Here is a 19,646-nt window from a genome sequence, read left to right as displayed (position 1 = left end):
GAACCTGATGCCCGGCCAAAGTCTCGAAGAGGGCCCGGCCAGGCCTGGAGCGAGCGCGGGGCCCGATGGTACAGTCGGCCGTTCTTACCCATGGTTCAACCAGGCGCCCTAGACTGGCCCGCGCCGACAAGGGCGTCGGCCATGTTCGATCCGGGTTCGCTGAGGAGTCACGTAATGGGTTCGCAGGCGTTGGGGTCGCCCGCAGAGGCGGCGGACTCCATCAAGTCGACCGCACCCCGGCGCACGGGGCGCGGTCCGGTGCGCCCGCGTCCGTGGATCATGGCCGCCCTGTTCGCCGGAGCCTGGGTCGTGCCGGTGCTCACCCAGCTGAGCCGGACCGACCCGCTGCTGGTGCTGCTCGTCGTGTTCGGCACCGGCGGCCTGGTGCGCGCCGGGTCCACGATCGTGGACCGCCTGTTCATCACGGTCGGGCTGCTGATCGGCCTCGCGATCGTCGGCGGCCTGCTGTTCTCGCTCTGGCCGTTCGGGCTGGCGCCCATCGCGCTCGGCGGGGTCGCGCTCACGCTGCTGGTCGCCGCCTACCTCTGGCTCGGCGCCCCGCCGCCCTGGCACGGCTGGCCGCGCCGGATGCTCGGCAGCGACGCCGTCCTGCTGCTCGGCGGGATCGCCGGCTTCCTGGTCGCGTACTGGCCGAGCTGGAGCACCGTGGCCGGCAGCAAGCTCGGCTACGCCGGCATGACCGGCGACCGGCTGCGCCACTTCAGCCTCTTCGACGCGATCCACCGGTACGGCGGCTACACCTTCCTGATGCAGGGCAAGGTGAAGAACGTCGTCGATCCGGGCGTGCTCGCCGTCTACCCGCCAGGCCAGCACTACCTTTACGCGCTCGCCGACATCTTCCTGCGCTCGAGGGTCGACCCGGGTAACGCGGCGTCCGAGATGGTCCGCTACAACATCTGGGTCAGCATCGGCTACGGCTTCATGATCGCCTCGGTCGCCTGGGCCGCGCGCTGGGTCGCCGGGCCGATGCTCAAGGGCTGGCGCCGCGTCTTCCTGACGACGGCGATCGCCGCCTACCTGTTCGCCGGCGCGTTCACCGAGGCCGTCTGGTCCACCTGGGACCCGCAGGTGGTCTCGATGGCCCAGATCGCGATCCTCGCCGCGATCTGCTTCCGGCCGCCGCCCGGCTGGCGGCTGCACGCCGCGCTGATGGCCCTGCTGTTCGTCGCCGTCTGCCTGACCTACGAGCTGTACGCGCCGTTCGCGGCCATACTGATCGCCGTCTCGCTCGTCTACCACCGCAAGCGGCTGCTGCCGCACTGGAAGGCGCTGCTCGCCGTCACGGTCGTGGCGATCCCGGCCGCGGCCAGCGAGTACATCGCGGCCAAGCACGCCGGCCTGAACGCCTCCTCCGCGGTGCAGGCGACCGGCTTCACGATCCCGATCAGCTGGCTCGTGATGACGATGCTCGCCGCGTTCGGCCTGCTCGGCTTCGCGACCCGTTCGGCGCGCCGCCGCCCGTCTGCCGTGGTCGGCCTGATCGCGGGCGTGCTGAGCACGCTGGCCGTGCTCGCGATGATGGCCTACATGTTCGACACCATCGGCGCCGTCAGCTACTACTACTGGAAGGTCGTCGAGGCCTGGGCCGTGATCCTGATGGTGGGCGCCGGCTCCTTCGGCCACCTGCTTCGGCGTCCGCGGCTCGCGGTGTCCGGCTGGAAGGGCTTCGGCATCGGCGTGTGCGCCTTCCTGCTGGCGATCGGGGTCACCCGCAGCTTCTGGTGGTCCACGGTGCTCAACAAGGTCGCCGCGCCCGCGAACGCCGCGAACTCGGCGACGCAGTGGCAGCCGGGAACCGGCGCCACCTGGGCGTCGACGTGGATGGCCGACCGGATCGCGCCGGACAACATCGCAGTACTCGGCGGTTTGCAGCACGACCACCTGCTGATCAGCGAGGTGCCGACCGTGACGGTGATATACACCGACGCGCTGAGCAATGTGAACATGACGCTGCAGCTCGCGGTGCTCAACCAGCGCGCCGGCACGATGAGCTCGATAATCTACGGGTCCTCGACCGACACCTACCGGGGTCTCAACTCCAGCGACCACCTCGTGTGCGCCGGGCAGAACGGCGCCGCGTGGAGCGCGCAGGATCTCAAGAACCTGGCCGAGTTCGAGGCCGGCCTCAAGGCCGTCGGCGAGCCGGTCCGCGTGGTCGTCGCGACGCAGCAGCTGGCGCAGAAGCTCGAGGCGTGGGGTGCGCAGAACCCCGGCGCGATCTACGACGTCGTCGCGCTGACCCAGTTCCCGCCGGTCTGCTGACACGCCCGAAGCCGCATCACCCGAGCGGGTGCCGGTCCGCCTGACGCGCGACCGGCGCCCGCCCGGTCTTCCAGGGGTGCGCCCGTCACAGGTCGGTCACATGTTGTCCCCGACTGTGTACGCAGGCACAGAGGTCGTTGAAGTGCTCATTAAGCTGAAGCCGCCCTTAATCTGAGCCCCGCCGGGATGACGGCTGCTGCCGCCGGAGCCCGCCTGCACCGAGGAACGGCCCCACGTGCTCGAAGAAGCTCCAGCCCGGCCGGTCGCGGCGACGCCGTCCGAACCCGAGGTAGTCGACGTGCCCGCCGCCGAGGAACCGCCCGCCGCACGGCCGGGTGCGGGCCGGCGGGTGGCCCGCGGGCTGCGCAGGGCCCTGCTCTCGCCGTGCACCTGGATCGTCTCCGCGGCGTTCACGGTCTACTGGATCTTCGCCTACAACGAGTACATGCAGCAGCAGGCCGGCGCCTGCGACCTCGGCATCTTCTACCAGGCGACGGTCGGCTGGGCATACCGCCTGTACCCGTACGTCGCGATCAAGGGCTACGCGCAGATAGGCGACCACTTCTCGCCGATCTACGTGCTGCTGGCCCCGGCGATATGGATCCACAACTCGCCGGCCACGCTGATCCTGGCGCAGGTCGTGCTGCTGTGCCTGTCCGGCATCCCGGTGTACATCGCGATCCGCCGGGTCTGGGGCATCCCGGCCGCCTCGCTGCTGCTGATCGCCTACCTGTTCAGCATCGGGATGCAGGGCTCGGTCAACTTCCCGGTGCACGAGGTGATGTTCTCCGCGCCGCTGATCGCCTGGGGCCTCGAGCGCGCGCTCGCCGGGCGCTGGACCTGGGCGAGCGTCCTGATCGGCATGACCGCCTTCGTCAAGGAGGACATGGGGATGCTGATCGTCATGTTCGCCCTCTGGCTCGCCTTCAACCGCAAGTGGCGGCACGCGGCGATCCTGGCCGTGTGGGGCATCGGCATGTTCCTGGTCACGGTCAACGTGATCATCCCGCACTTCAACCCGGCCGGCTTCACCTACGCCGACGACTACGCGACGACGCTGCACGCGACCACCTTCACCGGTGAGATCGAGGCGATCGTGCTGCACCCGGTGCACACGCTGCAGCTGATGTTCGGCGGCGAGGAGAAGGCCCAGCTGTGGACGCACGTGCTGCTGCCGGTCGCCTTCCTGTGCCTGGGATCGCCGATCTCGCTGATGGCGCTGCCCTCGCTGGTCACCTCGACGCTCTCGGGCCGCGTCGGGCACACCGAGTGGTCCTGGAACCTGTACTACGAGATGCCGCTGATGCCCATCCTGTTCATCGGCGCCATGGACGGCACCAACCGGCTGATCCGGGCCGTGCGCAGGGTCGCGAAGTGGAACGAGGCCGAGGGGATGGACTGGCTCGGCCACCGGCTGGTGCCGCCGATCGCCGGCATCGTGCTCGGCCTGTTCGCCCTCCAGATCACCTGGTCGGTCACCCAGACCGAGTCGCTGGGCTACTGGATGAACTCGAAGACCGCGTACACCGCGCAGAGCGGCCAGATTCAGAATGTGACGCAGGCGCTGAAGTACGTCCCGTCGGGCGTCGAGGTGCGCGCCACCAACAACCTGGTGATCCCGCTGGCGGCCCGGGACACGGTCACGCTGGTCGGCTCGAAGGTGGAGAAGGGCCCGTGGGCGGCCATGGACCTGGCCAGCCCGGGCTGCCCGGTGACGCCGGACTACATGGCGGGCTATCTCAGCACCCTCGAGAAGCAGGGCTTCCAGATCGTCGACGAAGAGGGCTCGATCGTCATCCTCCACCAGGCGTAAAGAGTGTCTGAAGACTCACGTCCGATCCGCTGGGTGCGGTAGAGCACGGCCTAGTATGGTCGGACTGTCCGACCCATCCCGCAAGCGGGCGCAGGGGTAGCGCTCGGGAGCGGCACACATCACAAAATCAGCCTTGGGGGCCGATTTTGCTTCAGGACCAAGCAGCGTTGCCTGGTGCCCAGCATCAGCCCACGCATACGCTCGAGCCCGAAGGGCAGGGCTCTGCGGCGCCCGCGCCCGGCGAACCGCGGCAGCCGGAGGCGGTGTCGGCTCCCGCACCACCCCGTGCGACCGGCTTCTCCCGGCTGCCCTCGCTGACCGGGCTGCGCTGGCTGGCGGCGTTCATCGTGTTCGGATACCACATCGGCACGATCGGCGTGATACACCGGCCGCCGTCCCCGCCCGGCGCCCCGCCGAACCCCGGCGGCCGGCTGCTGCGGTCCTGGGAGGCGGTCTTCGGCCAAGGCGACATCGGCGTCGCGTTCTTCTTCGTGCTGAGCGGCTTCGTGCTCACCTGGGTGGCCAAGCCCGGCGACTCGCACACCGCGTTCTGGCGCCGGCGGATCGCGAAGATCTACCCGAACCACGCGGTCACCTGGGCGATCGTGCTCGGCATCGGACTGCTCTGGGGCGAGCGGATCAGCAAGGTCGTCGCCCTGCTGAACCTGGCGCTCGTGCAGCCCTGGTTCTACGGCTCCTACCACGGTGCCGGCATCGGCTACAGCGTGAACACCGTGAGCTGGTCGCTGGGCTGCGAGGCGTTCTTCTACCTCAGCTTCCCGTTCATAGCCCCGCAACTGCGGAAGCTGAGTGTGAATCAGCTGTACTGGACCGCGTTCATGCTGGTCGGACTGACGTACTGCCTGCAGCAATGGCAGTTCTACATCTTCCCGCACAACCCGGTGCGGTCCTACTGGTTCGTCTACATGTTCCCGCCGGTGCGCAGCATAGAGTTCTGGCTCGGCGTGATCACCGCACTGCTGGTCAAGCGCGGCCGCTGGTACGGCCCCGGATTGTGGATGGCGACGCTGTTCGCGGTGGGCGTCTACTACCTCAACGGCACGAACTGGATCCCGCTGAACCTGCACACGATCTACTTCGACGTCGCCTGCTGCGTCCTCATCGCGGCGGCGGCGAAGGCGGACCTGTCCGGCACCTGGTCGCCGTGGCGCTGGCGGCCGCTCGTGTTCCTCGGCGAAATCTCCTTCGCGTTCTACCTCGTGCACGTCGAGCTGATCCAGCAGATCATGCGCCTCTGGCGCCCCGAGGGCTGGCACGGCGGCACGGCGCTGCTCGTGGTCTTCGCGCTGCTCGCCGGTGCCACCGGCCTGGCATACCTGCTCTACCGCTGGGTGGAGATGCCCTGCATGCGGCTGCTGAGACCCAAGAAGAGCTGACCCTCAGCCTCCCGGAGACGACGAGGACGACGAGGATGGCGCTGACGACGAAGACGACGAGGGCTGGGCGCCGGCGACTGTCACGAGTCTGCCGATCGTCCAGCCCTTGTAGCTCGCGTAGACGGCGTAGCGCGCGTCGTTCCTGCCCGCTGCCAGCGTCTGGTTGAGCGCCGCGACGTCCCCCGACATGTCCTGCGTCAGAATCCACTCCGGGGCCGCAGCCGCGAAGTGCAGGTTGACCGGATGCACGTGGCCTCCGGTGTACGGATCGCTCGGCCACGGCATGAGGACCTCGCTGCCCGCAGGCAGCTCCTTCAGCAGGTGCTCCTGCGCATGTACCGAGTCGGTCGTCTGCCACAGCGCCTTTGACGTCACCGCCGAGAGCGGGAAGCTCGGCAGCAGCGCCACGCTCACCGCCAGCGCCGCGACGGCCCAGGCGAGTCGCCATCGTGGCCGGCGGAACTTGCCGGCGCCGTCCACGGCCGCCATCACGACGATCGCGATCAGGAACGCGTTGTAGTGGTAGTCCCTGATCCAGTAGAAGCTGATGTCCGCGAAGTAGCGCTCAACGACGAGCGGCAGCGCGAGCAGCAGGATCCACGACCGCAGGCACAGGAACAGCACCGGCAGCATCAGCCACAGCAGCGTCGTCACCTTCACATGCGGATCGATCAGCTGCGTCACGATCTGCGATGGATGCTCGACCAGGTGAAGCACGGCCTGCCCCGGAGTCGCACCGAGCTGCGTGTACTCGAAGTCCCGCAGCGACGACCCGCCCGCGAGCGGCATCAGCACACCGATGATCAGAGCCATCGCCCCGAGCCCGGCAGCCGCGAACCACGCCCCGGCCTTCCGGTCCCCGCGGATCAGAAGCCAGATCCCGGTCATGGCCACGACCAGCCCCATGTCCTCCTTCACCAGCAGCAGCAACCCGGCCGCCACCGCCGCGTGCCCCCACCGCCGCGCGTCCGCCCGCTCGATCAGCAACGCGATCAGCAGCGGCGCGAACGCCACTTCGTGGAAGTCGAAGGCGAGCGCCGACTGCAGCGGCCACGACAGCAGGTAGACCGCCGCCGCGAGGTAAGCCGCCGTCGGCCGGGCGGGCGGTGCGCACAGCCGCCGGCGGGCGAACGCGAAGATCGGCAGCGCCGCCGCCGCGAAGAGCACCGCCTGCGCGAACAGCAGGTTGTACGCACTGTTCGAGACCCAGTAGAGCGGCGCGAGCAGCATGAGGATGGGACTGAAGTGGTCCGTCCACTCCAGCCGCCCCGGATCCCCCGCGTAACCGTGCTGCATGCTCGTGACGTACGGAAGGTGGAAGTGCGCATAGGCCCGCACGGTCTGATCGAAGATCCCCAGATCCCACCCGAAGAACCCGCCCTGCCGAAACTTCAGGTACGCGTAGAGCGCATACCAGACCCCTGCCACCGTAGCCATCAGCCCGACGCCGAGCCACTTCGAGGGCATGGCCGGGCGGGGGCTACCCTCTGTGCCGATCATCCCCTTCAGTATGCAGGCGGTGACGTTTCGTATGCGGCAGTCGGCGGCCTTCGTGACGAGCCTGTCGCAAATATCGGGGAAACGGGTGAAGCGCGCCTCAGTGCAGCGTCGAGGTGGCCGGGTCGGGGTCGGGCGACGAGGACGTATCGAGGGGAGCGGGTGTGGCGGCGGCGCGGTGGCGCATGCTCCACCACAGGTCGATCGCCAGGAAGATGGACGTGACCAGCGGGCCGACGATCGCGCCGACGGCGGTGACCTTAAGGATGTCGCCGTTGACCAGGAAGACCGGCACGGTGGCGACGATGCCCAGGGTCCAGCCGATCATCACGCTCTTGTGCCGGTTCATCGCGATCAGGCCCGGCTGCAGGATCATCGCGATCATCATGAACATGGTCGCCCCGGCGAACGCCGCGAGGAACCAGCGCGGCAGGTCGGCGAGGGCGTGCATGATCTCGCTCATGACCCAGGGGCCGATGGTGGCGCACACGAGCACGGCGGCGAGGCCGATTCCCGCGCAGATGGCCACCAGCAGCAGCGTCTTGCGCCGCACCTCGGCGACGTCGCCGCGCTCGGCCGCCGTGGTCAGCTTCGGCAGCAGCGGCGTCTGGATGGGGAGCAGCGCCACGATGCCGATGCGGGCCAGGCCCACCGCCGAGTTGATCGCGGCGGCCAGATCGACGGTCTGCTTGTCGTGGGAGTTCGAGTAGCGCGCGATGACGAGCAGCGAGACAGCGTTCAGCAGCAGTTGCGAGGCGAGCGTCGCACCGGTCAGCAGGCCGAGGTTGGCCGCGGCGCGGCCGCCGCTCTCCTCGGCGGCGGTGCTCGGCTCCCCGGTGTCGTCTCCGCCGAACCCGTCGTACTGCGGACGGTGCCAGATCCGCGGCAGCACGATGCCGACCACGGCCGAGAACACCGGGCCGAGGGCGAAGAACAGGCCGTAGAGCCAGAGGTCCTTGTTTCCGGCCACGAGCAGCAGCGCGCACGGGAGCATGCGGGTGAACGACTCGACCAGCAGGGTGATCGAGAAGACGTGGAAGTCCTGCTTGCCGGAGAGCGTGCCGCGCACCTGGAACGAGACGACCGCGCCGAGCAGGCCGATCATCAGCTCGATGTACATGACCCAGCTGCCGGCCAGGAAGTGCTTGGTCAGCACCGGCGAGAGCACGAGGCAGCCGGCGATGGTCACGCCGACGAACCAGGCGGCCTGCTTGACCTGTCTGCGGATCACCGGCGCGGTGGGCAGCCGGTGCACGATCGCGCGGCTGACGGCGCGGACCATCTCCTGCTCGATGCCGGACATCACACCGGTGCTGATCGCCGCGAGCAGCGTGTTCAGGCCCTGCAACGCCAGGACGTAGTTCCCGTTGTCATGGAACGCCAGGTTGACGATCAGCAGGTAGACCGACCCCGAGAAGGCGGAGACGATCAGGCCCACGGCCAGGAAGATTGTGGGCCGGCGCAGGAAGTCCAGAATGCGGCGCATGACCAGGTGATATTAGCGTAGCCGTGCGCGGAGCCGATACGCTCGGGTGCGTGCGAGAGATGAAGATCGTCGCGGTGCTCACCGCGTACCACCCGGACGAGCGGCTGGCCGCCGTGGTGGACTCCTCGCTGCGGGACTGCGCCGCCGTGATCGTCGTCGACAACACGCCCGCGCCGGCCCCGTCACTGGCCGGAAAGCTGGACGATCCGCGGGTCACGGTGCTGCCGGTCGGCCGCAACCTGGGCCTCGGCGGCGCGCTCAACCTGGGCGTGGGCGCCCTTCCGGCCGACGCCGAGGCAGTGCTGCTGATGGACCAGGACTCGGTGCTGCCGGACGGCCTCGTCGCCGGTCTGCGCGCGCACCTCGAGTCCGATCCGAAGATCGGCATCGTCGCGCCGACGCCGTGGGACGCCGCGCACGGCGCCGCCTACAACTTCGGCACCGAGGGCAAGACCGTCGAGGACGCCACCGCGGTGATCACCTCCGGCATGCTGGTCCGCCGCGAGGTGGTCGACCGGTGCCCGTTCCGCGCGGACCTGTTCAACGACTTCGTGGACATCGCCTTCTGCGTGGACGCGCGCAAGGCGGGCTTCCGCGTCATCCAGGACTTCACGCTGAAGCTGCCGCACTCCATGGGCAACCGGCAGGAGCACGGCGTCGGCCCGGTGCGGGTGCGGGTCACCCACTACCCGCCGTGGCGGCACTACTGGATCGCGCGCAACGGCGTGCAGTACGCGCTGGACTACGACCGGCGCCGGCCGCAGGGCATGGCCTCGATGGCGATCTTCCTGGCGCGCAAGTTCCTGTCCGTGGCGTGCTGGGGACCGAAGCGCGCAGCGCAGCTGACGGCGCTCAGCCGCGGCGTGTTCGACGCGCTGACCGGCCGCTATTCCCTCGGATACCTGCCCGAGGGCTCGTACCCGCCCGGTGTGAGGGATGCGGACTGATGGCGAGGATCGCGGCGGTCGTCACCGCCTACCACCCGGACGAGCGCCTTGCGGCGGTGGTCGAGTCCGCGCTGCTGAGCTGCGCGTCCGTGGTGATCGCCGACAACACGCCGGGCGACGCGGAGAGCCTGGCCGGCAAGATCGACGATCCGCGGGTCACGGTCCTGCGGTCCGGCGCCAACCGCGGGCTCGCGGGCGCGCTGAACCTCGGGCTCGCCGAGGTGCCGGCCGACGCGGACGCCGTGCTCTTCCTGGACCAGGACTCGGTGCTGCCGGCCGAGCTCGTCGCCGGGCTGCTCGCGCACCTGGACGACGAGACGATCGCCGTCGTCGGGCCGACCCCGGTGGACGCGGCGACCGGCGGCCGCTACGAGCGCGGCGCCGACCGGCACGCGGCGGTGGACGACCGGCCGAGCATCATCACCTCCGGCATGCTGGTGCGCCGCTCCGCCTTCGCGGACGTGCCCGGCTTCCGCGAGGACTTCTTCGTGGACTGCGTCGATTCGGACTTCTGCCTGCGGATCCGCCGCTCCGGCCGGCGCGTGGTGCGCGACGCCGGACTGGTGCTGCCGCACTCGATCGGCTCGGGCCGGGACCACCGGATCGGGCCGCTGAACATCAGGGTCCTGCACTACCCGGCCTGGCGGCACTACTGGATCGCCCGCAACGGGATCGTGCTGAGCAGGGAGTTCCTCGGCGCCGAGCGCGGCTTCGTGCTCACCAACGCGCTGTTCATGGCGCGCTGGCTGCTGGTGACGGCGCTCTTCGACGAGCACCGCGGCTCCTCGGTCCCCGCCGTGCTGCGCGGCCTGCTGCACGGGGTGACCGGCCGCGTCGAGCGCCGCTACCTGCCCTCGGGCGCTGAGTACGATGCAGTCCGGAGTGCTAATCTGCCCGGGTAACTCGGGCACCCCCACAGCCGACGTCACGAGCGTGATGGAGTATTGCGGACATGACCGCCTCACCAGTGTTCGACCTCGAGAAGTTCCGGGCTAACGCCGAGGAATGGTCCGTGCGCTACGCGGCGAACAAGCCGTTCCCGCACATCGTGCTCGACGACATGCTGCAGGTCGGCCCCGAGTTCGCCGACGAGCACTTCCCGAAGCCGGACTGGCCGGACTGGCGCCCGCTCGGCGACACGTACCAGATGCAGAAGTTCACCTGCGACGACATCGCGAAGATCCCCGAGCCGCTCGCGCAGCTCATCAACGAGCTCTCCCAGCCCGCCTTCCTGCGCGCGCTGGAGAAGGTCACCGGCATCCCGAAGCTGCTGGTCGACCCGTACCTGGTCGGCGGCGGCCTGCACCTGAGCGGCCCGGGCGGCATCCTCGGCAAGCACACCGACTTCCACATCTACGACGCGATGGACCTCTACCGACGCGTCAACGTGCTGGTCTACCTGAACGAGGGCTGGGACGAGTCCTTCGGCGGCTGCCTCGAGGTCGGCGACCTGAGCAAGGACGGCGCGCTGGTCGTGCCGGACTGGGGCCGCGTGATGATCTTCACCACCGACGACAAGTCGGTGCACGGCTTCCCGAAGCCGATCGTCGAGGGCCACTGGCGCCGCTCGGTCGCGCTCTACTACTACACCGCGCTCGAGGCTCCGGGCTTCAGCGGCGACGCCTCGACGCACTGGCGCGAGCACGGCGAGCAGAAGGGCCTGGCCCGCAAGCTGCGCTTCGGGCTGTTCAAGTTCTTCATGCAGACCTCGCGCGCCTTCTCGCTGCTCGCCCACCTGAGCAACCCGAACCAGGGCGCCGGCTGGTGGAAGAACCGCCAGGAGCGACTGAAGCAGGACGCCGAAGAGGGCCGCTGAGCGTGCTGCGCATCACCGCGATCGTCACGGCGTACCACCCGGACGAACTGCTGCGCGCAGTCGTCGAGTCGGCGCTCGGGGCCTGCGAGTCGGTCATCGTCGTCGACAACACCCCGCTCCCGGCAGACGGCGGCGAGCTGCCCGACCCGCTGAGCGGCTTCGCCGATCCGCGGGTCACCGTGCTCGGCGGCGGGCGCAACCTCGGCCTGGCCGCCGGGCTCAACCGCGGCATCGCGCACCTGCCGGACGACGCCGAGGCGGTGCTGCTGCTGGATCAGGACTCGGTCATCCCGGACGGCATGATCGAGGGTCTGGCCAAGGTGCTCGGCGACCCGGGCATCGGCATCGTCGGGCCGAGCCCGGTCGACGCCGACACCGGCCGCACCTACGAGACGATGGCCGACCGGCGGCACGAGCAGGTGGACGACCGCGACCTGGTGATCACCTCCGGCATGCTGGTGCGCCGCTCGTGCCTGGACCGGGTGCCCGGCTTCCGCGAGGACTTCTTCGTCGACTACGTGGACGTGGACTTCTGCCTGCGGATGCGGCGCGCCGGGGTGCGCATCGTGCGCGACCTGTCGCTGGAGATGCCGCACTCGATCGGCGACGTGCGCGTGCACCGGTTCCTGGGCCGGGAGATCCGGGTCGGTCACCAGGCCGCGTGGCGGCACTACTGGAACACCCGCAACGGCGTGGTGCTGATCAAGGAGCACGTGCGCCGCAATCCGGTGTGGGCGCTGGCGAACGCGCTCTTCCTGGTGCGCTGGTTCGGCTACATCGTGCTCTTCGAACCCGAGCGCGGCCGGGACGTCCCCGCCTACCTCAGGGGCCTGCGGGACGGCGTCACAGGGCACGTGGCGGGTGCGTACATCCCGTCGGGCGCCGAGTACCACGGCACCGCCGGTTAGAGCGCTGATACGTACACCCAGGCGCCGTCCTCGCGGGCGAAGGCGCTGTTCTCCTCCATGAAATCCGGGGCGGCGCCGGGCGCGACGTAATGCGCGCGGAACCGCACCGTGCCCGAGGTGTGGAACGGGCTGCCGTCGCGGGTCTCGAGGATCTCCAGCCGGATCCACCGCGTGTCCTCGTCCAGCTCCAGCCGCTTCGGGCGCGTGGACGAATGCCAGGACCGCCGCAGGTACGCCGCGTCGCCCGTCGCGAACGCGCTGTAGCGCGAGCGCATCAGCTGCTCGGCCGTCCCCGCCCGCGCCTCACCCGAATGCAGGGGCCCGCAGCAGCGGTCGTAGATCTCGCCGGAGCCGCAGGGGCATCGGGGTCGCGCGCCGTTGTCAGCCATGGCTCCATTCTCCCGCGCCGGGCGCCGTCCTCGGACTCAGCCGCGCGGGCTACACTGTCGGCCCATGCGCGGAATCATCCTGGCCGGGGGTACCGGCTCGCGGCTGTGGCCGATCACCAAGGCGATCTCGAAGCAGCTGATGCCGGTCTTCGACAAGCCGATGATCTACTACCCGCTCTCCACCCTCGTGATGGCCGGGATCAGGGACATCCTGATCATCACGACCCCGGAGGACCAGTCCGCGTTCCAGCGGCTGCTCGGCGACGGCTCGCAGTTCGGGATAAACCTCGAGTACACGGTGCAGCCCAGCCCCGACGGGCTGGCCCAGGCCTTCGTGCTCGGCGCCGACTTCATCGGCGACGACCGGGTCGCGCTGGTGCTCGGCGACAACATCTTCCACGGCGTCGGCCTCGGCACGCAGCTGCGCGCCAACACCGAGATCGACGGCGGCCTCGTCTACGCCTACCAGGTCGCCGACCCCACCGCTTACGGCGTCGTCGAGTTCGACGAGGACGGCCACGCGATCTCCATCGAGGAGAAGCCCGCCAAGCCGAAGTCCCGCTTCGCCGTGCCCGGCCTGTACTTCTACGACAACTCCGTCGTCGAGATCGCCCGCGACCTCAAGCCCAGCGCCCGCGGCGAGCTGGAGATCACCACCGTCAACGAGACCTACCTGAAGGCCGGCCGGCTCACCGTCTCGGTGCTCGACCGCGGCACGGCCTGGCTGGACACCGGCACCTTCGTCTCGCTGGTGCAGGCCTCGGAGTACGTGCGGGTGATCGAGGAGCGCCAGGGCCTGAAGATCGGCTGCGTCGAGGAGGTCGCCTGGCGCGCCGGGTTCCTCAGCGACGAGCGCCTGTACGAGCTCGCCCAGCCGCTGCTGAAGTCCGGCTACGGCGACTACCTGCTGAACCTGCTCGATTCCGAAGGAAACTAGACACGTGAAGATCACGCCGCTGTCCATCGAGGGCGCGTGGGAGATCCTGCCGCAGCAGTTCGGCGACCAGCGCGGGCTGTTCCTGGAGTGGTACCGGCACGACAAGCTCGCCGAGGCGGTCGGCCACCCGCTGCGGCTGGCCCAGGGCAACCTCTCGGTCTCGGCCAAGGACGTGGTGCGCGGCATCCACTTCGCCGACGTCCCGCCGTCGCAGGCCAAGTACGTCTCCTGCGTCCGCGGCGCCGTGCTGGACGTGATCGTGGACCTGCGGGTGGGCTCGGAGAGCTTCGGCGCGTGGGAGTTCGTCCAGCTCGACGACGTCGACCGGCGCTCGGTCTACCTGTCCGAGGGCCTCGGCCACGGCTTCGTCGCGCTGACCGACGACGCGACGCTGCACTACTGCGTGAGCGAGACCTACAACCCGTCCGCCGAGCACGGCATCCACCCGCTGGACCCGGACCTCGGCATCGACTGGCCGGCCGAGGTGCCGATCCTGTCCGCCAAGGACGAGGCGGCCCCCTCGCTCGAGGAGGCGCTGAAGTCGGACCTGCTGCCCAGGTACGCCGACTGCGTCGCTTACACTTCCTCATTGAACGGCTAGAAGGAGCGGTTTCCATGAGCGGCGTGGCCATCAGTCTCAACCCGAACCAGGTCTCCCCGGGCCTGCTCGGGTTCATCATCGTCTGCATCCTCGGTGTGGCGGTCTGGCTGCTGTGCCGCAACATGGGCAAGCACCTGACCAAGCTGGACGCCGAGTACCGGGACGAGCAGGCCAAGGCGACCGGGCAGGACGCGGACTCCGAGGAGTCCGCCGACGCCCCCGCGGTGCCCGCGCAGCAGAAATAGCCGCACCGGCGCGCGGCCCGATACGCGACAATGGGCCGCATGGGTCTGGTCACGGGTGTCTCGGTGCTGCGCGGAGCCGCGGTGCTCCGGGACGGCGAGTCCGTGGAGATCACCGGCTTCCGGCTGCGCGCGCTGCTCGCCCTGCTGGCCGTGGCCCCGGGCGAGGTCCGGCGGGCCGAGTACCTGGCCGACCAGCTGTGGAACGGCGAGCCGCCGAGCGCCAACGCGCTGCAGGCGCTGATCTCGCGGCTGCGCCGGGTGGTCGGCGCGGAGACCGTCGCCTCGCGGCCGACCGGCTACGTCCTCGACGTCGACCCGGAGCGCGTCGACCTCTGCCGCTTCGAGCGGCTCGCCGAGCTCGGCAGCCCGCAGAGCGCGCGCGAGGCGCTCGCCCTGGCCGGTCCGGAGCCCCTCGCCGAGTTCGCCGACGTGCCCGACCTGGCCGGCCTCGCCCGCGTCATCGAGACCGAGTGCGCGCGGCTGAGCCTGCTCGCCGGCCAGGCCCCGCCGGCTCCCGCCGACCCGCTGCCGCCGCCGGCCCCCGCGCTGCCCATCGTGCACCGGCTGATCGGGCGGGACGCCGTCCTCGGCGAGATCCAGGACCGGCTCGGCCGCACCCGGCTGCTCACCCTCACCGGCGCCGGCGGCTCCGGCAAGACCTCGCTGGCCAGGGCCGTCGCCGCCGCGCGGGAGGTCGCGCACGTGGCCGAGCTCGCCCCCGTCTCCGCGCAGGCCGTGGACGCGGAGGTGTACGCGGCCGTCGGCGGCCGGGACAACATGATCAACACGGCCGAGCGGGCCAGGCTCGCCGCGGAGCTGGACGACGCGGCCCGGCTGCTCGACGCGCTCGGCGACCGCCCCGCGCTGCTCGTGCTGGACAACTGCGAGCACGTGATCGACGCCGCCGCCGGGCTCGCCGCGAAGATCCTCGCCGCCTGCCCGCGGGTGACGATCCTGGCCACCAGCCGCGAGCCGCTCGGCGTGCCCGGCGAGCAGCGGCTGCCGGTCGCCCCGCTGGCCGTGCCGCCGCCGGACTCCGCCGGGGACCGGCTCGCCTCGTACTCCGCGATGCAGCTGCTGCTGGAGCGCGGCCGCGCGGTGCGCCCGGGGCTCGGCGCGGCCGGCGAGGACGGCGCCGCGCTGGCCGAGATCTGCCGCCGCCTCGACGGCATCCCGCTCGCCCTGGAGCTGGCCGCCGCGCGCTTCAACGTGCTGACCCCGCGCCAGGTCGCCGGCCGGCTCGACGACCGGTTCCGGCTGCTGACCACCGGCGCGCGCACCGCGCTGCCCCGGCAGCAGACGCTGCGCGCCGTGGTCGACTGGAGCTGGGAGCTGCTCAGCGCCCGCGAGCGCGAGCTGCTCGCGGTCTGCGGGGCCTTCGCGGGCGGCGCAGCCTTGGAGGACCTGGAGGGGGTCTCCGGTCTGGACGCGCTGGACGTGCTGGACCTGATCGACCGGCTCGTCTCCAAGTCGCTGGTGCTGGCCGAGCCGGCCGTCGCCCCGGCGGGCGGCGACCACGGCATGCGCTACCGGCTGCTGGAGACCATCCGCGAGTACGCCCTGGAACGGCTGGCCGAGCAGGGCCGCGAGAAGCAGGTCCGCACCCGGCACGCGAACTACTTCGCCGACCTGGCCGAACGCGCCGATCCGCTGCTGCGCGGCCCCGGCCAGGTGGAGTGGATCTACCGGCTGGACGCGGCCGAGGACAACCTGCGCGCGGCGCTCGAATGGGCGATCCGCACGGACGACGCGGCCTGCGCGCTGCGGCTGTGCGCCGGCCTGTCCTGGTACGGCACGATGCGCGGCAAGCAGTTCGACCGGCACCGCGTCCCGAAGGCGCTGGAGCTGGCCGAGCGGCTCGGCGTGCCGCGGGACGCCGGGTTACTGCGGGTCCTGACATTCGATGCCCTCTACGCGTTCGAGCGCGGGGTCAGCCTGGAGGAGGCGTCCGCGCACCTGCATCGGGCGCGGGACCTGGCCCGCGCGGGGGAGTGGCGCGACGCGCTCTACTCGCTGGCCGAGATCGCCACCGCGCTCTACACCGAGCCGGAGCGGATCGAGGACGCGTTCGAGCGCGAATACGCGCGGCTGGCCGAGCGCGGCGACGAATGGGGCCTGGCCGCCGTCCGCATGCTCAACGCCAAGATCAGCATGGAGGACCCGGAGCGGGCCGAGGTGCTGACCGCGCAGGCGCTGGCCAGCTTCGTGCAGCTCGGCGACCAGTGGGGCATCGCCAACTGCGGGCAGACCGTGGCCCTGCTGGAGAGCCAGCGCGGCGCCCACCGCGAGGCGCTGGCCGCGATCGAGGACGTGCTGCCCGCGACCCGGCTGATCGGCTCGTCGACCGACGAGGTGATGCTGCTGCTGATGGCGGTCAACGAGTACGAGAGCCTGGGTGAGAAGGAGAGCGCGGCCCGCACCCTCGCGCAGGCGCATGAGATCTCCCGGAACCGTCCGGAGAGCCACGCCAAGATCTACCTGATGACCGCCGAGTGCGTCCGCGCCCGCCGGGACGGCCGGCTCGACGAGGCGCAGGCCTGGCTGGACGAGCTCGGCCGCGTCGCCGGACGGACGTTCCTGACGCCGGTGCTGGCGCTGCTGTCCACGCAGCGGGCCTGGATCACGCTGGCCCGCGGCGACCTCCGGGAGACCGCGCGGCTGCTCAGGGAGGCCTTCGAGTACGCCGTCGCCTTCCACTACGACCGGCCGGACATCGGCGCGGTGATCGAGGCGAAGGCGGCGTTGGAGGTGGCCGAGGGCAACTGGCGCCGGGCGGCCTGGCTGCACGGGCTCTACGCCGTCGTGCGCGGCCGCGAGCTGCCGCCGTCAGTCACCCCCGACCTCGCCGAGAGCATCGCCGCGGCGCGCGCCGCGCTGGGGGAGGAGGCGTACGGCGCGGCCTTCGCGGAAGGCCGCGCCGTGGACTCCGGCACGGTGCTCGAGACCTGCCACGAGGTCTTCGCCGTGGACCCGGCCGTCTCGCCGGGCTGGTGGTGGCGAAACCGGCGGGATCACGACGCTCAGATGTGACGGTTGTAGGCGCGCAGGGCCAGCGGAGCGAACACGATGCTCATGCCCGCCGCCCAGGCCAGCGTGATCCAGACGTCGTGCCCGGCGGTGAACTGGCCGCCGACCATCAGCGCCCGCGCCGAGTCCGCCGCCGTGGTCAGCGGGTTGACCTTCGCGAAGGCCTGCAGCCAGCCCGGCATCGTGCTCACCGAGGTGAAGATCGAGGAGCAGAACATCAGCGGGAACAGCGCGATGTTGAGCACGCCCTGCACCGCCTGCGGGCTGCGCACGACCGTGCCGACGTAGACGGAGAGCCAGGACACGCCGAAGCCGAGCGCGAGCAGCAGCGCGATGCCGCCGAAGAACTCGAACACGTTCGTGTGCACCCGGAAGCCCAGGCAGGTCGCCACCGTGAAGGTGATCAGGCTGGCCAGCAGCAGCCGCAGCACGCTGGAGACCAGGTGCGCGCTCAGCACGGACACGCGGGCGATCGGCAGCGAGCGGAAGCGGTCCATCAGGCCCTTGTCGAAGTCGGAGTTGAGCTTGATGCCCACGCCGATCGAGCCGAAGGACAGCATCTGCACGAAGATGCCCGGGATCAGGTACTCGATGTAGTCGCCGCCGGTGCTCGACTTCAGGCCGCCGCCGAACACGTACGTGAACATGACGGTCATGATGATCGGGAAGAACGTGACGTCGAGCAGCTCCTCCGGCGTGGCCTTGGTGGAGAGCAGATTGCGGCGGATCAGCGCGCCGGTGTGCCGCAGCGTGTCCCGGAGGCCGGTGCGCGAGCTGAGGTTGCTCGGCGCGAGAGTGCTGGTGATCGCGGTCATCGGGCTGCCTCCAGGGCGCTGCTGTCGTCGTCGTGCGTCGGCTCGGGCACGGACGTCTTCTCGGAGACGCCGCCCTTCTTCTCGGTCAGGGTGAGGAAGACCTCGTCGAGCGAGGCCGTCACGGTGCTGATGTCGGCGATCGCGATCCCCTGTGCCGCGATCGACTGCAGCAGCCGCGCTACCTGCGCGTCCTCGGACACCGGGCCGCCGACCGTGCCCGGCGCCACCTCGTCGGCCGCACCCAGCACGTCCATCAGCACCTCGCGCAGCGCCGACAGCTCCGCCGCCACGACCGGCCGAAGCCGGATGCTGCGGCCCGCGATGCGCACCTTGAGCTCGTCGGCCGTCCCGCGCGCGATGAAGTGACCGTGGTCCATCACCGCGATGTCCTGCGCGAGCGCCTCGGCCTCCTCCATGTACTGCGTGGTCAGCAGCACGGTCGTGCCGCCGTCGGCCAGATCCCGCACGATGTCCCACAGGTCGTTGCGCCGCGCCGGGTCGAGCCCGGTGGTCGGCTCGTCCAGGAAGAGCACCCGCGGCCGCCCGACCAGCGAAGCGGCCAGGTCCAGCCGCCGCCGCATGCCGCCGGAGTACTGCTTGGCGATCTTCCGGGCGTCCTGCTCAAGCCCGAAGACCGCGAGCAGCTCCTCCGCCCGCTGCCTCGCCTCCTTGCGCGGCATGTCCAGCAGCCGCCCGATCATGTAGACGTTCTCGTAGCCGCTCAGCGCCTCGTCGACCGCGGCGAACTGCCCGGTCAGCCCGATCACCCGCCGCACCGCCTGCGCATGCCCGACCACGTCGAGCCCGGCGACCCGCGCCGTGCCCCCGTCGGGCCGCAGCAGCGTGCTGAGCATGCGGACGATCGTCGTCTTCCCCGCCCCGTTCGGCCCCAGCAGGCCGAAGACGGACCCGGCGGGGACCGCGAGGTCGACATGGTCTACGGCGGTCTGCTCGCCGAACCTCTTCACCAGGCCCTCGACCTGGATCGCGATCTCCTCGGATGGGTTCCGTGTATTCATGCGACCACTGTGCACGCCGCCTCTGACACCCGGCTGACGAGCTGCTGATACGGAGAATCAGCGCCGGGGAACGGCTGACAGCGCGCTGACGTGCGGGGTTGCGGGAGCCGTCCCGGGAGCCTCAGTCGTCCGCGATGGTCGAGCTCACCGGGGTACCGCGCTCGACGGTCCTGCTCACGGTGCACAGCCGGTCGTGCGAGAGCTTCACCGCGCGCGGCAGGATCGCCCGCGCCCGGTCGCCCTCGGGCCCGGCCGGGAACTCGACGTGGAAGGTCACGGCGAGATTCTCCATCCGGCTCCCCTCGTCGTCCGCGATCTTGTCCCCCTGCACGGCTACGCTGAACCGCACCGGCTCCGCGTGCCGGCTCGTCGCCACGTCGGCGTCGATCGCCGTGCACCCGCCGAGGGCGGCAAGCAGCAGCTCGACCGGAGTGAAGTCCGCGTCGCCCCCCGTCCCGAACTCGAT

The 19,646-nt window shown here is 70.5% G+C and carries 17 protein-coding genes; 11 read left to right on the top strand and 6 right to left on the bottom strand.

Features of this window, described 5'->3' with window-relative positions:
* The first annotated feature begins 174 nt into the window (after positions 1–174).
* The 3 genes from KDK95_RS13685 to KDK95_RS13675 all read left to right on the top strand — a co-directional run bounded on the left by KDK95_RS13685 (position 175) and on the right by KDK95_RS13675 (position 5,493).
* Positions 175–2,283 carry a hypothetical protein gene (locus KDK95_RS13685; protein WP_212518514.1) on the top strand — a complete coding sequence of 703 codons (2,109 nt, stop codon included), beginning with the start codon at positions 175–177 and terminating at the stop codon, positions 2,281–2,283.
* Between the two features lie 235 nt (positions 2,284–2,518).
* The gene (locus tag KDK95_RS13680) at positions 2,519–4,096 is read left to right on the top strand and encodes a DUF2079 domain-containing protein (RefSeq protein WP_212518513.1); all 1,578 of its coding nucleotides are present in this window, start codon (positions 2,519–2,521) and stop codon (positions 4,094–4,096) included.
* A gap of 263 nt (positions 4,097–4,359) precedes the next feature.
* Positions 4,360–5,493, top strand: a complete 1,134-nt coding sequence (locus KDK95_RS13675; RefSeq protein WP_212518512.1) for an acyltransferase family protein — start codon at positions 4,360–4,362, stop codon at positions 5,491–5,493.
* Between the two features lie 3 nt (positions 5,494–5,496).
* Here KDK95_RS13675 and KDK95_RS13670 read toward each other — a convergent pair whose 3' ends face one another.
* Together KDK95_RS13670 and KDK95_RS13665 are read right to left on the bottom strand one after the other, a co-directional pair.
* A complete protein-coding gene (locus KDK95_RS13670; RefSeq protein ID WP_212518511.1) occupies positions 5,497–6,993 on the bottom strand; it encodes a DUF2079 domain-containing protein in 1,497 nt (498 codons plus the stop codon).
* Between the two features lie 97 nt (positions 6,994–7,090).
* Positions 7,091–8,476: a lipopolysaccharide biosynthesis protein gene (locus KDK95_RS13665; protein ID WP_212518510.1), complete on the bottom strand. Its 1,386-nt coding sequence runs from the start codon at positions 8,474–8,476 to the stop codon at positions 7,091–7,093.
* Between the two features lie 59 nt (positions 8,477–8,535).
* Between KDK95_RS13665 and KDK95_RS13660 the strand changes: the two genes are divergently transcribed.
* The 4 genes from KDK95_RS13660 to KDK95_RS13645 are packed head-to-tail and all read left to right on the top strand — an operon-like array spanning position 8,536 to position 12,147.
* Positions 8,536–9,423 carry a glycosyltransferase gene (locus KDK95_RS13660; protein ID WP_249161171.1) on the top strand — a complete coding sequence of 296 codons (888 nt, stop codon included), beginning with the start codon at positions 8,536–8,538 and terminating at the stop codon, positions 9,421–9,423.
* Positions 9,423–10,325: a glycosyltransferase gene (locus KDK95_RS13655; RefSeq protein ID WP_212518508.1), complete on the top strand. Its 903-nt coding sequence runs from the start codon at positions 9,423–9,425 to the stop codon at positions 10,323–10,325. Before KDK95_RS13660 ends, KDK95_RS13655 begins: the two co-directional genes overlap by 1 nt.
* 50 nt (positions 10,326–10,375) lie before the next feature.
* Positions 10,376–11,239: a 2OG-Fe(II) oxygenase gene (locus tag KDK95_RS13650; RefSeq protein WP_212518507.1), complete on the top strand. Its 864-nt coding sequence runs from the start codon at positions 10,376–10,378 to the stop codon at positions 11,237–11,239.
* 2 nt (positions 11,240–11,241) lie between these two features.
* Positions 11,242–12,147, top strand: coding sequence for a glycosyltransferase family 2 protein (locus tag KDK95_RS13645; protein ID WP_212518506.1), 906 nt, complete (start codon positions 11,242–11,244; stop codon positions 12,145–12,147).
* Here the strand turns inward: KDK95_RS13645 and KDK95_RS13640 are convergent.
* Complete coding sequence (locus KDK95_RS13640; RefSeq protein WP_212518505.1) at positions 12,144–12,536, bottom strand: YchJ family protein; 393 nt, start codon at positions 12,534–12,536, stop codon at positions 12,144–12,146. The two genes, KDK95_RS13645 and KDK95_RS13640, sit on opposite strands and share 4 nt — an antisense overlap.
* Before the next feature lie 64 nt (positions 12,537–12,600).
* Between KDK95_RS13640 and rfbA the strand changes: the two genes are divergently transcribed.
* From rfbA to KDK95_RS13620, 4 genes are read left to right on the top strand one after another with little or no spacing between them, the layout of a single operon-like run.
* Positions 12,601–13,473 carry a glucose-1-phosphate thymidylyltransferase RfbA gene (gene rfbA, locus KDK95_RS13635; protein ID WP_212518504.1) on the top strand — a complete coding sequence of 291 codons (873 nt, stop codon included), beginning with the start codon at positions 12,601–12,603 and terminating at the stop codon, positions 13,471–13,473.
* Positions 13,474–13,477: 4 nt separating this feature from the next.
* Positions 13,478–14,074 carry a dTDP-4-dehydrorhamnose 3,5-epimerase gene (rfbC, locus tag KDK95_RS13630; RefSeq protein WP_212518503.1) on the top strand — a complete coding sequence of 199 codons (597 nt, stop codon included), beginning with the start codon at positions 13,478–13,480 and terminating at the stop codon, positions 14,072–14,074.
* A gap of 14 nt (positions 14,075–14,088) precedes the next feature.
* Complete coding sequence (locus KDK95_RS13625; protein ID WP_212518502.1) at positions 14,089–14,319, top strand: hypothetical protein; 231 nt, start codon at positions 14,089–14,091, stop codon at positions 14,317–14,319.
* 39 nt (positions 14,320–14,358) lie between these two features.
* On the top strand, positions 14,359–17,349 hold the full coding sequence (locus tag KDK95_RS13620) for an ATP-binding protein (protein ID WP_212518501.1): 2,991 nt from the start codon (positions 14,359–14,361) through the stop codon (positions 17,347–17,349).
* Here KDK95_RS13620 and KDK95_RS13615 read toward each other — a convergent pair.
* From KDK95_RS13615 to KDK95_RS13605, 3 genes are all read right to left on the bottom strand, one after another.
* Positions 17,340–18,161: an ABC transporter permease gene (locus KDK95_RS13615; RefSeq protein ID WP_212518500.1), complete on the bottom strand. Its 822-nt coding sequence runs from the start codon at positions 18,159–18,161 to the stop codon at positions 17,340–17,342. The two genes, KDK95_RS13620 and KDK95_RS13615, sit on opposite strands and share 10 nt — an antisense overlap.
* A complete protein-coding gene (locus KDK95_RS13610) occupies positions 18,158–19,180 on the bottom strand; it encodes an ATP-binding cassette domain-containing protein (RefSeq protein ID WP_212518499.1) in 1,023 nt (340 codons plus the stop codon). The genes KDK95_RS13615 and KDK95_RS13610 overlap by 4 nt, the downstream gene beginning before the upstream one ends.
* A 121-nt stretch (positions 19,181–19,301) precedes the next feature.
* Positions 19,302–19,646, bottom strand: a 345-nt coding sequence (locus KDK95_RS13605; protein ID WP_212518498.1) for an OsmC family protein, incomplete at its 5' end; no start/stop codon positions are given.

The organism is Actinospica acidithermotolerans (assembly GCF_018139625.1).
In the GTDB taxonomy this organism is placed as follows: domain Bacteria; phylum Actinomycetota; class Actinomycetes; order Streptomycetales; family Catenulisporaceae; genus Actinospica; species Actinospica acidithermotolerans.
This window is presented reverse-complemented; position numbering and strand designations above follow the sequence as displayed.